The organism is Streptomyces sp. NPDC007901 (assembly GCF_042959465.1).
Classification (GTDB): domain Bacteria; phylum Actinomycetota; class Actinomycetes; order Streptomycetales; family Streptomycetaceae; genus Streptomyces.
In genome coordinates, this window is sequence record NZ_JBIBKW010000034.1 from 1 (window position 1) to 13,356 (window position 13,356).

General features: G+C 72.1%; 14 protein-coding genes. 7 read left to right on the forward strand and 7 right to left on the reverse strand.

Annotated features, from left to right (window positions below):
- The first annotated feature begins 46 nt into the window (after positions 1-46).
- On the forward strand, positions 47-778 hold the full coding sequence (locus tag ACFZDK_RS51310; protein ID WP_390985075.1) for a TetR/AcrR family transcriptional regulator: 732 nt from the start codon (positions 47-49) through the stop codon (positions 776-778).
- Positions 714-872 carry a hypothetical protein gene (locus ACFZDK_RS51315; protein WP_390985077.1) on the forward strand — a complete coding sequence of 53 codons (159 nt, stop codon included), beginning with the start codon at positions 714-716 and terminating at the stop codon, positions 870-872. Before ACFZDK_RS51310 ends, ACFZDK_RS51315 begins: the two co-directional genes overlap by 65 nt.
- A gap of 7 nt (positions 873-879) precedes the next feature.
- Here the strand turns inward: ACFZDK_RS51315 and ACFZDK_RS51320 are convergent, their stop codons facing one another.
- The gene (locus ACFZDK_RS51320) at positions 880-1,614 is read right to left on the reverse strand and encodes an SDR family oxidoreductase (protein ID WP_390985080.1); all 735 of its coding nucleotides are present in this window, start codon (positions 1,612-1,614) and stop codon (positions 880-882) included.
- Positions 1,615-1,729: 115 nt separating this feature from the next.
- Between ACFZDK_RS51320 and ACFZDK_RS51325 the strand changes: the two genes are divergently transcribed.
- Positions 1,730-2,344, forward strand: a complete 615-nt coding sequence (locus ACFZDK_RS51325; protein ID WP_390985082.1) for a TetR/AcrR family transcriptional regulator C-terminal ligand-binding domain-containing protein — start codon at positions 1,730-1,732, stop codon at positions 2,342-2,344.
- 22 nt (positions 2,345-2,366) lie between these two features.
- Here ACFZDK_RS51325 and ACFZDK_RS51330 read toward each other — a convergent pair whose 3' ends face one another.
- The 5 genes from ACFZDK_RS51330 to leuA form a co-directional block, all read right to left on the reverse strand.
- Entirely contained in the window at positions 2,367-3,305 is a 939-nt protein-coding gene (locus ACFZDK_RS51330; RefSeq protein WP_390985085.1) for a hypothetical protein, read from the reverse strand.
- On the reverse strand, positions 3,302-3,835 hold the full coding sequence (locus tag ACFZDK_RS51335) for a SigE family RNA polymerase sigma factor (protein WP_390985088.1): 534 nt from the start codon (positions 3,833-3,835) through the stop codon (positions 3,302-3,304). The genes ACFZDK_RS51330 and ACFZDK_RS51335 overlap by 4 nt, the downstream gene beginning before the upstream one ends.
- A gap of 68 nt (positions 3,836-3,903) precedes the next feature.
- Positions 3,904-5,079 (reverse strand): exo-alpha-sialidase, encoded by a 1,176-nt coding sequence (locus tag ACFZDK_RS51340; protein ID WP_390985090.1) that lies wholly within the window; start codon positions 5,077-5,079, stop codon positions 3,904-3,906.
- A 436-nt stretch (positions 5,080-5,515) separates the two neighbouring features.
- Positions 5,516-6,211, reverse strand: a complete 696-nt coding sequence (locus ACFZDK_RS51345; RefSeq protein ID WP_390985093.1) for a TerB family tellurite resistance protein — start codon at positions 6,209-6,211, stop codon at positions 5,516-5,518.
- 185 nt (positions 6,212-6,396) lie between these two features.
- Positions 6,397-8,118 (reverse strand): 2-isopropylmalate synthase, encoded by a 1,722-nt coding sequence (gene leuA, locus ACFZDK_RS51350; RefSeq protein ID WP_390985095.1) that lies wholly within the window; start codon positions 8,116-8,118, stop codon positions 6,397-6,399.
- Between the two features lie 320 nt (positions 8,119-8,438).
- On the opposite strand from leuA, the gene ACFZDK_RS51355 reads away from it, so the two are divergent.
- Genes ACFZDK_RS51355 through ACFZDK_RS51370 form a run of 4 tightly spaced genes read left to right on the forward strand, consistent with a single transcriptional unit; the run spans position 8,439 to position 12,467 of the window.
- Complete coding sequence (locus tag ACFZDK_RS51355; protein ID WP_390985097.1) at positions 8,439-9,524, forward strand: M4 family metallopeptidase; 1,086 nt, start codon at positions 8,439-8,441, stop codon at positions 9,522-9,524.
- 21 nt (positions 9,525-9,545) lie between these two features.
- Entirely contained in the window at positions 9,546-9,812 is a 267-nt protein-coding gene (locus ACFZDK_RS51360; RefSeq protein ID WP_390985099.1) for a protealysin inhibitor emfourin, read from the forward strand.
- Positions 9,813-9,870: 58 nt separating this feature from the next.
- Positions 9,871-11,205: a GH1 family beta-glucosidase gene (locus ACFZDK_RS51365; RefSeq protein ID WP_390985102.1), complete on the forward strand. Its 1,335-nt coding sequence runs from the start codon at positions 9,871-9,873 to the stop codon at positions 11,203-11,205.
- The gene (locus ACFZDK_RS51370; protein WP_390985104.1) at positions 11,202-12,467 is read left to right on the forward strand and encodes an MFS transporter; all 1,266 of its coding nucleotides are present in this window, start codon (positions 11,202-11,204) and stop codon (positions 12,465-12,467) included. Before ACFZDK_RS51365 ends, ACFZDK_RS51370 begins: the two co-directional genes overlap by 4 nt.
- Before the next feature lie 7 nt (positions 12,468-12,474).
- Here ACFZDK_RS51370 and ACFZDK_RS51375 read toward each other — a convergent pair whose 3' ends face one another.
- Entirely contained in the window at positions 12,475-13,332 is an 858-nt protein-coding gene (locus tag ACFZDK_RS51375) for an NAD-dependent epimerase/dehydratase family protein (RefSeq protein ID WP_390985107.1), read from the reverse strand.
- Positions 13,333-13,356 lie beyond the last annotated feature (24 nt).

Here is a 13,356-nt window from a genome sequence, read left to right on the forward strand (position 1 = left end):
CCACCAGCGGGAGTCCGCCCACCACAGCCAGGAAGCTCACTTATACGTGCCAGAACACACTCACGCGCCACCAACCACCACCAGTTCACAACCCCTCCGGATCACCGCGTTCCTCGGCGCTCATGTGTGCCTCGATCAGCTCTTCCATTTCGGCGGGTGTCATGGAGCCCATGGTCAGGAGCCCCCTCTCGCACGGGACGGCCGGCGCAACCAGAAGCTGCGCACCCGCCGGGCCCTCGTCGACGCGGCGGCCGAGCTGCCGCGCGAGGGGCACCCGGTCACCATCGCGGACGCGGCCGAGGCGGCCCGGGTCTCGACGGCCACCGCCTACCGGTACTTCTCCAGCCCCCAGGAGCCGCTCCGGGAGACCCGGACGCTGATGCGCGCCCCTGACCTCACCGCGGATCTGCCCGCCGACCCGGCCGGGCGGGTGGACGCGATCGTCTCCCGGGTCGCCGACATGCAACTGACGAACGAGCCGGCCTGGCGGGCGATGCCGAGCGCGAGCCTGGAGCGGTCCCTCAAGCAGGGCGACGACGGACCGGAGGACGAGTTCCCCGTCCGCAGCCGCAACCGCCTCGACCTGACCCGCACCGCCCTCGCCCCCCTCGCCCCCTCGCCCCCTCGCCCCCTCGCCCCCTCGCCCCCTCGCCCCCTCGCCCCCTCGCCCCCTCGCCGAGACCCTCCCACCCACCGCACTCCGCCGGCTGACCATGGCGCTCACCCTGGTCTACGGCGTCGAGTCCCTGGTCTCGACCCGCGACGTCTGCGAACTTGAGGCGGCAGAGGCGAAGGAGGTCATGCGCTGGGCGGCCCGCTCCCTGCTCGACTCGGCGCTGCGCGAGAACACCACGCAGGAGCCGCCGCACTGAGCCGCCGTCAGGCGATCCCGCCGTTCGTGTACAGCACCTGGCCGTTGACCCAGCGGCCCGGGCCGGCCAGGAAGGCGACGGTCTCGGCGATGTCGGCGGGGGTGCCGAGCCGTTCCAGCGGGGCCTGTGCCGCGAGCCGCCGTACCGTCTCCTCGTCCTTGCCGTCGAGGAAGAGCGGGGTGGCCGTGGGGCCGGGGGCGACCGCGTTGACCGTGATGTCGCGGCCGCGCAGCTCGCGGGCGAGGACGAGGGTCATCGCCTCGACGGCCCCCTTGCCGGCGGCGTAGGCGGCGTAGCCGGGGGCGGCCAGCCGGGTCACGGAGGACGAGAAGGTGATGATCGCCCCGCCGGCCCGGAGCCGGCGGGCGGCCTGCTGGGCGACGACGAAGGTGCCGCGGACGTTGGTGCGGAGCATACGGTCGAAGTCGTCCAGGCCGAACTCCGCGACCGGCCCCAGGGACATCACCCCGGCGGTGTGGACGACCACGTCGATCCCGTCGAACTTCTTCTCGACCATGTCGAACGCGTCGGCCATGGCGGTCTCGTCGGCGACGTCGCCCCGGACGGCGACCGCGCGCCCGCCGGCCCGCTCGATCGCGGCGACGACCTCGTGCGCGGCCTCGACGTTGCCGGCGTAGTGGACGCCGACCGCCGTACCGTCCGCGGCCAGCCGCTCGGCGACGGCGCGGCCGATGCCGCCGGACGCTCCGGTGACCAGTGCGACACGCGTGACCTGGGACATCGTGATTCCACCTCTCCACGACCATTAATGAACGCTGAGTCCATATAAGCAGATGGTGGACGCGCCGTCCATATGTCACAGTGAGTGGTCGACGGACACGGTCAGGAGGCATCAGGTGCAGCAGGCGGAAGGGACTCCGGGGACGCCGGTGCGGCGCGGGCGGGGACGGCGGCCCGCGGACGAGGTGCGGGCCGACATCCTCACCGCGTCCGGGGCCCTGCTCCTGCGGGAGGGCATGGCGGCCTTCACCATCGAGCGGGTCGCCCAGGAGGCCGGGGTCAGCAAGACGACGATCCACAAGTGGTGGCCCTCACGCGGCACGCTCGCGCTCGACGGTTACTTCCACGCCGTCGAGTCCACCCTCGCCTTCCCCGACACCGGCGACATCGCGGCGGACCTCACGGCCCAGGTCCGCGCCTTCGTCCGGCTGCTCACCGGAACACCGGCCGGCCCAGTCATCGCCGGGCTCATCGGCCGGGCCCAGACCGACTCCGACCTCTTGGCCGCCCTGCTGGAGCGCTACTCCGGGCCCCGGCGCGCGCTCGCGGTGGCGGCGATGCGGCGCGCCCAGGACCGCGGCCAGCTGCGCGCCGACGCCGACCCCGAGATCCTGGTCGACCAGCTCTGGGGCGCCTGCTACCACCGCCTCCTGCTCCCCGACCAGCCCCTCACCGACGCGTTCGCGAGCCGCCTGGTCGCCAACCTGCTGCACGGCGTCGGAACCGGCTGACCCGGACCGGCCGGGGCGGGCCCTAGGGCAGCGTCTTCTCGTACGAGGCGTCCTGGTCGGAGTCGTAGACGAGCTTGCCCGTCTTGTCGTAGCCCTTGAGGTGCGGGGCCTCGGTGACCTGCCGGTGCAGGGTGCCGGTGGCGACGAACCAGCCGTGGTCGAGGGCCGCCTCGCCCGTGCTGTCGCCGTAGGAGAAGGTCATCCTGGCTACCGCGCCGCGGTAGCTGCCGATGATCCCCCACCGGAACGGCAGTTTCCAGTTGCCCTTGTCGATGATCGACTGCTGGTACAGCTTGCCGCTGTTGATGTCCGGGACCACGGGCAGCTTCCCGTCGCCGAAGGGGTCCCCGGAGCTGATGTTCAGCCCGGCCTGGCCGTCCGTGACGTTGCAGATGATCCGGGTCGTCGTCGGCTTCTCGCGCACCGCGACCACGAAGTAGCCGTCGCCGGGGGCGTTCGAGTCGCCGGTGCTCCGCATCGCGAGGATGATCCGGTAGTCGGCGGGGCTGCCCAGGTCGATGTAGGTGGGGTCCTTGGCGGAGTGGTTCGCCTTGTTGGTGTCGAGGCACTTGTCGAGCCCCTTCGTGGCCACCCCGAAGGTGATCCCGTCGAGGAGCCGGCCCGCGGACGCGGGCGGCGCGGGCTCGGCCGGCGCGGACCCGCTCGGGGAGACGGAGGGGGTCGGAGGCGCGCCGGTGTGCACGGCGGGGCTGGGCCCGGCCGGGCTCGTCACGGTGCTGCCGCCGCCCAGCGCGTACGCGCCGACCGGCACCGCCGCCAGCGCCGCCAGCGCGGCCCCGCCCACGGCGAGTCGCCGCCGCCGCTCCAGCACGCCCCGGCGGCGGATCTCCGGATACGGCACCGGCGACGGCCGGACCGCCGACGCCTCCCCGGCCAGCAGTGCCCGGACCTGTGCCTCGAAGTCCGGCCCGACTCCCCCGTCCCGCTGCTCCGCGCTCACCTGTCGCCTCCCTGCCCGGACCCCGCGTGGCTCATGGTCTGCGCGAGCCCCGGGAACGTACGCAACTTCGCCAGGCCCTTGGACGCCTGGCTCTTGACCGTGCCCGGAGAGCAGCCGAGCACCTCGGCCACCTCCCCCTCGGACAGGTCCTCCCAGTACCGCAGCACCACCACCGCGCGCTGCCTCGGCGGCAGCTGGGCCAGGGCCGCGAGCAGCGTGCCGCGCTCGTCGGCCCGGGTCACGGCGTCGTCGTACCCCGGGTGCTCCGGCGGCGCGGCGGTCAGCGACTCGGCCACCCGCCGCTTGCGGAAGCGGTCGCTGTTGCAGCTGACCAGCATGCGGCGGACGTACGCCTCCGGGTGGTCGGCGCGGGAGACCCGGCGCCACGACCGGTACGCCTTGGCCAGCGCGGTCTGGGTGAGGTCTTCCGCGTGGTGCGGGTCGCCGGTGAGCAGAACGGCGGTCCGTACGAGATGGGACCACCGCGCTCTGACGAATTCCTGGAACTGGGCCTCGAGTTCGGCCTGCATCAGCCACCCCCTCGCCCTCCAGACCACCGGACGCCCGGATTCGGTTGCCCGCGGTGCGAAAGGTTTCCTCAGGGGGCCGGGAGGCGCCGGAACTCGATCGTCTCGTACGCCGTGCGCATCCCCGTCTCGTACAGCACCCCCACCGTGTTCTTGTCGACCTGGACCAGGTCCGAGTAGGCCGCCTTCCGGTCGGTCAGGGTGCGGAGCCGGTCGAAGGTGACGCCCTGGTCCGTGCTGCTCCACAGGGCCATGGACCTGCGGGCGGTCGGGACCGAGGGCGCCGAGAAGAGCAGCGGGGCGTCCGCGCCCCGGAGTTGGAGGACCGAGCCCTCGACCACCGGCACCTCATCAAGGGTCGACTGGACGGTGTAGACGGCGTCCAGGGTCTCGCCGCCGTCGCTCGACCAGGCGTCCAGCCGGTTGCCGGGGCTGGAGCCGTTCTGGTCGCGGGCGTTGAAGTAGAGGCATCCGCCCGGGAGTTGGGCGGCGGTCGTCTCGTTGGCGTTGTCGTGGCCGGTGTAGGAGTCGTCGACGAAGCCGAGATGCCAGGTGCGGCCGTGGTCGTCGCTGTAGAGGGCGTGCCCGCCGTAGTACTTGGCCTCGCTGCCGCTGTCGGTGGAGCCGGCGCGCGGGGCGGCGGAGTGGTCGGCGGCGACGACCAGGCGGCCGCGGTGCGGGCCCTCGGTGAGGGCGACGGCATGGCCGGGACCGGTGGCGTACCAGCGCCAGCCGGGAGGTTTCACCTGGGCCGTGATCTCCTGCGGTGCGGTGAAGGACCGCCCGTCGCTGTGGCTGCGCTGCACGAAGACCCGGCGGCTCTGCGCCTTGGTGACCTGGCCGCGCATGATCTGCGCCTCGCTCACCGAGCCGTCGTTGTAGGAGGTCACCAGGACGATGTCACCGGTGCGCGGGTCGACGACCGGCGCCGGGTTGCCGCGGGTGTCGCCCTTGCCGTCGGCCACCACCTGGAGCGGGCTCCAGGTGCAGCCGCCGTCGGAGGAACGTCTCAGCACGACGTCGATGTCGCCGCTGTCGCCGGCGGTGGCGTGCCGGCCCTCGGCGAAGGCCAGCAGGGTGCCGCGCCAGGTGCGGACCACGGCCGGGATGCGGTACTGGGCGTAGCCGCCCTCACCGGAGACATACGGCACGGAGGACTCGCAGGTGGCCGCCCAGGCCCTGGGCTCGACCGTGAACGCCCCGAGAAGCAGGGCGGCGGCAACGGAGATCCGGCTCACGCGGGTCACAGGAGACACATGGCTCACTCTTACATGGTGCTCCCACCGACCTCCCTCGCACCTCCACAACGGCCAAACGGGTCAAACGGTTTGGCACACCGTCAGTTTCGGCGGCGGGCACGGGCGGTGCGCGGGCCGCCCCCGTCCGGTGGTCAGGGCAGGGGGCGGGCCGGGACGGGCGGGGGCCGACAACGGTGCGCCGACCGTCAAACGACGGCGGCCCTGGACGGGATACGGAACACGGCCGCCCGCGGCAGAGGACGGGATACGGGACTCGGCCGCCCGCGGCAGAGGACGGGATGCGGGCCGTAGCCGCCCGCGGCCCGGAACGGAACGGAACGGAACACGGGACATGGCCACCCGCACCACGGGACGGCACACCGGAGACGCGACATGACCGTCCGCCACCCGGAACGGGACCCGGGCGGCCGTGCCCCTCCGTGGCTCAGGACGGCGTGCGGGCCGCCGCCAGGAGGCGGGTCACGTCGTCGGCGCAGATGGTGAGCGCCGCGCCGACCGTGCCGAGGACCTCGCGTTCGGCGGTGGTGTAGGGGCCGTCGGCGAGGGCGATGCGGGCGGCCTGCAGGAGGAGGGACTCGCGGCCGCCGGGGGCGAGATGCGGGGCCAGGGGGTCGAGGGCCTCGTGCAGTTCTATCGCGAGGCTCGCGCCGCCGGGCTGCTCGAACACCCGGCCGGTGTCCGCGGCGAGGGCGTCGACCAGCGCACCCAGCTGGTCCTCGGTGGCGTCCTCGAAACCGGCCGCGCGGACCGTGACCGCGGCCGCCTCCAGGGCCGTACGGGAACAGGTGCCGCCGGCGGCGAGGACGGCGAGGGCGACGGTGTGCACGGCGTCGCGGAGCATCGCCGAGAAGCGGGAGGTGGTGGGGTGGTCGAGGACGTCGGTGTTGTAGTGGTGGCGGCAGGCGGCGCACTCCACGACCGGCCCGGTGGTGCCGCGCGGCAGCACGGGCATGCCGAGCAGGGTGAAGCGGCGGCGGCCGGTGAGGCGCTGGTAGTTGCGGTCGCCTCCGCAGCCGGGGCAGAAGAACTGGCCGTCGCCGACGGGTGTCCATGCGGTGCGGGTGCCCAGAATGCGGGCAGGCCTGACGGTTCGGCCGTCTCGTCCCCGTACTGGCAGCACGTCGCACCTCCGTAACGCCGTGGCAACATCGCCACCGCTGGCGTGATGTTAGCCACATCAGGGAGGCGGAGTCAGTACCCCGTGCGAGACCTTTCCGTGACCTCCACGGCCGGATGGCCGAGAAACGCCGGGGCCCTGATCCCCGTAACAGGTGATCAGGGCCTCGAAACCGCCGGTCAGAGGGGTTATCGCGCCGCGCGGTTGACGGCGGAGACGACCGCCTTCAGCGACGCACGCGTCGTGTTCGCGTCGATGCCGATACCCCAGAGGATCTTGCCGTCGATCGCGCATTCGATGTAGGAGGCGGCCTGCGCGGAGGCACCCTCGCTCATCGTGTGCTCCTGGTAGTCCAGGAGACGTACGTCGATGCCCAGGCCCTGCAGCGCGTCGAAGAACGCGGAGATCGGGCCGTTGCCGGAGCCGGTCAGGATCGTGTCCTCACCGTCGACCGTCGCCTCCACCGTCAGGGTGTCCACGCCGTCGGTGTCGGTGGTCGACTGGCCGGTGCGGACCTGGATACGGCCCCAGGGGTTCTGCGGGTTCGGCAGGTACTCGTCCTGGAAGACCGCCCAGATGTCGGCGCCGGTGACCTCGCCGCCCTCGGCGTCCGTCTTGGCCTGGATGAGCTTCGAGAACTCGATCTGCATCCGGCGCGGCAGGTCCAGCTTGTGGTCGTTCTTCAGGACGTAGGCGATACCGCCCTTGCCGGACTGCGAGTTGACCCGGATGACCGCCTCGTAGGAGCGGCCGACGTCCTTGGGGTCGATCGGCAGGTACGGGACCGCCCACTCGATGTCGTCGACGGTGACGCCCTTCGCGGCCGCGTCGGCCTCCATGGCGTCGAAGCCCTTCTTGATGGCGTCCTGGTGGGAGCCGGAGAAGGACGTGTAGACCAGGTCGCCCACGTACGGGTGGCGCGGGTGGACCTCCATCTGGTTGCAGTACTCCCACGTGCGACGGATCTCGTCGATGTCGGAGAAGTCGATCTGCGGGTCGACGCCCTGCGAGAACAGGTTCATGCCCAGGGTGACCAGGTCGACGTTGCCGGTGCGCTCGCCCTGCCCGAACAGGCAGCCCTCGACGCGGTCGGCGCCGGCCATCAGCGCCAGCTCGGCGGCGGCGACGGCGGTACCGCGGTCGTTGTGCGGGTGGACGGAGATGACGACGTGCTCGCGGCGGGAGATGTTGCGGCTCATCCACTCGAAGCGGTCCGCGTGCGTGGACGGCGTCGAACGCTCCACCGTGGCGGGCAGGTTGAGGATGATCTCGCGGCCCGGACCCGGCTGGTAGACGTCCATCACCGCCTCGCAGACCTCCAGCGCGAAGTCCAGCTCGGTGTCGGTGAAGATCTCCGGGCTGTACTGGTAGCCGAACTCGGTCTCGGGGCCCAGCAGTTTCTCGGCGTACTCCATCACCAGGCGGGTGCCGTCGACGGCGATCTGCTTGATGTCGTCCTTGGAGCCGCGGAAGACGACCCGGCGGAAGACCGGGGCGGTGGCGTTGTACAGGTGGACGGTGGCCCGCCTGGCGCCCTTCAGCGACTCGACGGTCCGCTCGATCAGGTCCTCGCGGGCCTGGGTCAGTACGGAGATCGTGACGTCGTCGGGGATCGCGCCCTCTTCCTCGATGATCGAGCGCACGAAGTCGAAGTCGGTCTGGCCGGAGGCGGGGAAGCCGACCTCGATCTCCTTGTAGCCCATCGTGACCAGCTGGTCGAACATCCGGCGCTTGCGCTCGGGCGACATGGGGTCGATCAGGGACTGGTTGCCGTCGCGCAGGTCGGTGGAGAGCCAGCGGGGGGCGACGGTGATCCGGTTGTCCGGCCAGGTGCGGTCCGGGATGTCGACCTGCTCGTAGCGGCCGTACTTGTGGATCGGCATGCTGCTGGGCTGCTGGCGGTTCGCCATGATTGCGGGGCTCCTAGTGGGTGTCCGGAAGGACGGCCGACGACGCAACGCGAAGCTCCGCGGGGAGGGAGTCGACCTGGACTACAGGCCCTCGCCGCGGCAGCTAAGAAGAAGCAGCCCGAAACGCATGATGCTCCGCATGCTAGCCGAGCCCCTTCGGACGCGGGGCGCCGTATCAGTATGCGGGACCAGGGGGAGGAACAGGACAAAACGTGCGCCATACCACTCCCCCTCACGGAGGGTGGTCAATTGTCACGGTATTTCACCAATCATGGTTGCGGGTGGTGACAGCCATGTGACGCAGTGCGAGGGTGCCGTGCATGACGACCAACGGGGGCTCCGAGCCCGTCATCCGCCGCACGCCCGTCTTCTGCGGGATCGTGCCGCCGCACATCCTCGACCAGCTCGCCCAGCACGAGGACGGCACGCTCGCCGACTCCGCGCTGCGCACCCTGCAGCACGACTCCGCGGCCCGTACCCGCCGCCGCGTGACCGCCGTGCGCACCCTCACCGCGATCGCCGCCCCGGCGGGCCCCGACGCGACCCCGCGCCGCACGATCTACGACGCGCAGCACGGCACCGACCTGCCCGGCACCAAGGTCCGCGAGGAGGGCTCCGAGCCCGGCCAGGACGCCACCGTCAACCGCGCCTACGCCGGTCTCGGCGCCACCTTCGAGCTGTACCTCAAGGCGTACGAGCGCGACTCCATCGACGGCAACGGGCTCGCGCTCGACGCGACCGTGCACTACGACCGCGACTACGACAACGCCTTCTGGAACGGCGAGCAGATGGTGTTCGGCGACGGCGACGGCGTGATCTTCACCGACTTCACCAGCTCCGTCGACGTCATCGGCCACGAGCTCACCCACGGCGTCACCCAGTACACCGCCAACCTGGAGTACTACGGCCAGTCCGGCGCCCTCAACGAGTCGGTCTCCGACGTCTTCGGCTCCCTCATCAAGCAGTACTCCCTCGGCCAGACCACCGACCAGGCCGACTGGCTGATCGGCGAGGGCCTGCTCGCCCCCGGCGTGCACGGCGTGGCGCTGCGCTCCATGAAGGCCCCGGGCACCGCGTACGACGACCCCCGCCTCGGCAAGGACCCGCAGCCCGCGACCATGGCGGACTACGTGAAGACCAACCGGGACAACGGCGGGGTGCACATCAACTCCGGCATCCCCAACCACGCCTTCTACCTGCTCGCCACCGCCCTCGGCGGCAACGCCTGGGAGCGGGCCGGGCAGATCTGGTACGACGTCCTCACCGGCGGCGAGCTGGCCTCGGACGCCCGGTTCACGGACTTCGCCAAGCTCACGGTGACCGCCGCCAAGGCCCGCTACAAGGAGGGCGAGGAGACCGAGGCGATCCTCAAGGCCTGGGCCCAGGTGGGGGTGCAGACCGGCTGAGTCCGTACTACACAGGGACCCATGCGTATTCAGGTGAGGCGTACGGGCGGGTTCGCGGGCATCGAGCGCCGGGCCGAGGTGGACACCTCGGGCCGGCCCGACGCCCACGAGTGGCAGACCCTGGCCGAGCACGCGCTCGCGGCCGGCCGGGGCGCTCCGCCGCCCGGGGTGCCGGACGGGTTCGCCTACGAGATCACGGTGGACGGACGGACGGTGTACGCGGCCGATCCCCGGCTGACCGACGCGCAACGCGAACTGATCTCGCGGGTGTTGAAAGAAGGCGCGTAACGGGTAGTTCCCGTCCGGGCGTTGACTTCCGTAACCGGGGGTAAGGATGATCCCGGCCATGCTGAGTGACTCGGTCAATCCGATGCCCCCCTTCCCGCGGTTCCCCGACGGCTTCCTCTGGGGTGTCTCGACCTCGGCCCATCAGATCGAGGGCGCGGCCGACGAGCGCGAGCCGTCCGTGTGGGACGCGTTCGAGGCGGAACCGGGCCGGATCAAGGACGGCTCCACGGCGGCGGTGGCCTGCGACCACGTCCACCGCCACCGCGAGGACACGGCCCTGCTGGCCGGCCTCGGCGTGGACGCGTACCGCTTCTCGATCTCCTGGCCGAGGGTCCGCTCGACGGGCGGCCTGGACTTCTACGACCGTCTCGTGGACGACCTGTGCGCGGCGGGCGTACGCCCGGTCCCCACCCTCTTCCACTGGGACCTGCCGTCGGCCCTCCAGGAGGCGGGGGGCTGGCTGGAGCGGGACACGGCCGCGCGCTTCGCCGAGCACGTCGCCACGGTCGCGGACCGGCTCGGCGACCGCGTCAAGAAGTGGATCACCCTCAACGAGCCCGCCGAACACACCCTGTTCGGCCACGCCCTGGGCGCCCACGCCCCCGGCAAGCAGCTGATGTTCGACGCGCTCCCGGTCGCCCACCACCAGCTCCTCGCCCACGGTCTGGCCGTCCAGGCGCTGCGCGCGGCCGGCGCCGGCGACATCGGCATCGCCAACTCCCACGGCCCGACCTGGCCGGCCTCCCAGGAGCAGCCGGACCTGGAGGCGGCCGCCTTCTACGACCTCCTCCTCAACCGCCTGTTCGCCGAGCCGGTCCTGCTCGGCGAGTACCCGGACGGCATGGGCGACCTGATGCCGGGCGACGTCGCCGCCGACCTGAAGGTGATCTCCGAGCCGCTGGACTGGTACGGGATCAACTACTACGCCCCGACCAAGGTGGGCGCCCCGCAGGGCACCGAGATCGAGTTCGGCGGGCTCACCCTCCCCGCCGAACTCCCCTTCTCCGTCCAGGACATCGAGGACGTCCCGGTGACGGACTTCGGCTGGCCGGTGGTCCCGGAAGGCCTCACCGAACTCCTCACCGGCTTCCGCGACCGCTACGGCGACCGGCTGCCGCCCGTCGTCATCACCGAGAACGGCTGCTCGTACGAGGGCCTGGACGACCAGGCCCGCATCGCCTACCTGGACGGCCACATCCGGGCGCTGCACAAGGCGGCCGAGGCCGGCGTGGACGTGCGCGGCTACTTCGTCTGGTCCCTCCTCGACAACTTCGAGTGGGCGGAGGGCTACGAGCGCCGCTTCGGCCTGGTCCACGTCGACTACGCCACACAGACACGGACGCCGAAGTCGTCGTACCACTGGTTCCGGGACGTGCTGCGGGCGCAGAGATGACGACGACACGTGAGCCGGCCGGGGAGCCGGCCGCCCTGGCGGAACCGGCCGAGAAGGTCGGCCGGGGCTGGACGTCGGCGCTCTCCCTCGCCAACGGCGCGATCTGGGTGGGCTGGTACGGCCCCCTGCAGATCCTGCTGGCCTCCCAGGCCAAGGACTTCGCGCCCGGCTCCGGGATGTCGAAGGAGACGATGCTGGCATGGGTGACCGGGGTCGGCGCGGTGGTGTCGCTGGCGGCGAACCCGGTCTTCGGCGCGCTGTCGGACCGTACGACGTCCCGCTGGGGCCGCCGCACCCCGTGGATCGTCGCCGGCACGGCGGGCGGGGCGCTGTCCCTGCTGCTGCTCGCGGGCGCCGGCGGGATGTGGACGATGATGCTGGGCTGGTGCCTGGTCCAGCTGACGCTGAACGCGGCCTTCGCGGCGGTGACGGCGGCGGTGCCGGACCGGGTGCCGAGGCTGCAGCGGGGTGCGGTGGGCGGCTGGCTGGGGGCCGCGCAGATCCTCGGGGTGGTCGGCGGCACCGGTCTGGCGACGGCCGCGGGGGGTGTCGGGGCGGGCTATGTGGCCTGTGCGGTGTTCACGGCGCTGGGCGTGCTGCCGTACATACTCCGCTACCCGGACCTGCGTCTGGCACCGGCGGAGCGGCCCGCGTGGTCCTGGCGGGGTTTCCTGGCCGGTTTCTGGCTGAGCCCGCGCCGGTATCCGGACCTGGGCTGGGCGTGGCTGACCCGCTTCCTGATCAACCTCAGCAACGCGCTGGTCCTGCTGTACCTCCTCTACTACCTCCGCGACCGCCTCCACCACCACGACCCCGAGCAGGGCGTGCTGATCCTGACCGCCGTCAACGGGCTGACGCTGATGGCGACGGTCGTGGTCGGCGGGGTCTGGTCGGACCGGCTGGGCCGCCGCAAGCCCTTCGTGGTCTGGTCGGGGATGCTGATGGCGGCGGCGACGGCGCTGCTGGCGGCCTGGCAGACCTGGCCGGGGGCGCTCGTCGCGGCGGCCTTCCTCGGCATCGGCTTCGGGGTGTTCACCTCGGTCGACTTCGCGCTGATGACGGACGTCCTGCCGAAGGCCCTGGACCGGGGCAAGGACCTCGGCGTCATCAACGTGGCCAACGCGCTGCCGCAGGTCGCGGCCCCCGCCCTCGCCGCGCCGATCGTCACGTATCTCGGCGGCTACCGAGTCCTTTACCTGGTGGCGGCGGTGATCGGGCTGGCGGGGGCGGGGCTTGTGGGGCGGATACGGGGCGTCGACTAGGCCCGCTCTAGAGGGCGCCGGCGTCCCGGGCGGTCCAGACGCTGGGGTGGATCGGCCGGAAGCCCAGGTCCCGGCGGATCTTGCGGTTCGACATGATCCCGAACCAGGGGTCGCGGTCGCTGCGGTCGCTCAGGTCGGCCGGCACCTCGACGCCGTTGAGCTGGTACAGCTCGACCGTCGTGACGGGGGCGTCGTCGGCGATGTTGTAGACCGGGCCGTTCACGGCCGGGGCGTACAGCAGCCGCATCAGCCCCTGTCCGACGTCCGCGTGGTGGGCCATCTGGAGGCGCTGGGCGGGGGCCCAGCGCGCGGCCCAGTGCAGGGAGTTGGCGAGGTGGGGGTCTCCTTCGCCGTAGACGAAGGGCAGCCGCCCGATCCGTACCTCCATGCCGTCCGCCAGCGCGAGCAGCTCCCGCTCGGCGGCCGCCTTGGACTCCGCGTAGGCGCCCCACATCTCGCCGCCGGGCCGGCTCTCGTCGTCCTCGACGAGCGGGCGGCCGCGTCCGGTGCCGTACACGTTCCCGGTGCTGACCTGCACGAACCGACGTACGCCGGCGCCGAGCGCGGCCCGGCCGAGCGCCACCGCCGCGTCCCGGTTGACGGCCCAGGCCTCCTCGTCGGGGACCCCGCGGAAGGAGGCGGCGACGTTCACGACGGCGTCCGCCCCGGCGACGGCCTTGCCGAGCGCCTCCTCGTCCCGCAGGTCCCCGACGACGACCTCGGCGCCCAGCTCCGCGAACGGCTCCCCGCGGGCCGCGTCCCGCACCAGCACCCGTACCCGCTCCGCCGCCTCGGCCTGGGCCAGCAGCCGGGGCACGAAGCGCCGCCCGACCTGACCGGTCGTACCGGTGACAAGAGTGATCATGACCGTCTCCTTCGCTCTGGTGCC

What these genes read in the sequence shown, in the direction of transcription:
- leuA (WP_390985095.1), bottom strand. Translation starts at nt 8,118, where the DNA reads ATGGCGAACCGCCAGCAGCCCAGCAGCATGCCGATCCACAAGTACGGC.
- ACFZDK_RS51360 (WP_390985099.1), top strand. Translation starts at nt 9,546, where the DNA reads ATGCGTATTCAGGTGAGGCGTACGGGCGGGTTCGCGGGCATCGAGCGC.
- ACFZDK_RS51335 (WP_390985088.1), bottom strand. Translation starts at nt 3,835, where the DNA reads ATGCAGGCCGAACTCGAGGCCCAGTTCCAGGAATTCGTCAGAGCGCGG.
- ACFZDK_RS51365 (WP_390985102.1), top strand. Translation starts at nt 9,871, where the DNA reads ATGCTGAGTGACTCGGTCAATCCGATGCCCCCCTTCCCGCGGTTCCCC.
- ACFZDK_RS51320 (WP_390985080.1), bottom strand. Translation starts at nt 1,614, where the DNA reads ATGTCCCAGGTCACGCGTGTCGCACTGGTCACCGGAGCGTCCGGCGGC.
- ACFZDK_RS51370 (WP_390985104.1), top strand. Translation starts at nt 11,202, where the DNA reads ATGACGACGACACGTGAGCCGGCCGGGGAGCCGGCCGCCCTGGCGGAA.
- ACFZDK_RS51355 (WP_390985097.1), top strand. Translation starts at nt 8,439, where the DNA reads ATGACGACCAACGGGGGCTCCGAGCCCGTCATCCGCCGCACGCCCGTC.
- ACFZDK_RS51375 (WP_390985107.1), bottom strand. Translation starts at nt 13,332, where the DNA reads ATGATCACTCTTGTCACCGGTACGACCGGTCAGGTCGGGCGGCGCTTC.
- ACFZDK_RS51315 (WP_390985077.1), top strand. Translation starts at nt 714, where the DNA reads ATGGCGCTCACCCTGGTCTACGGCGTCGAGTCCCTGGTCTCGACCCGC.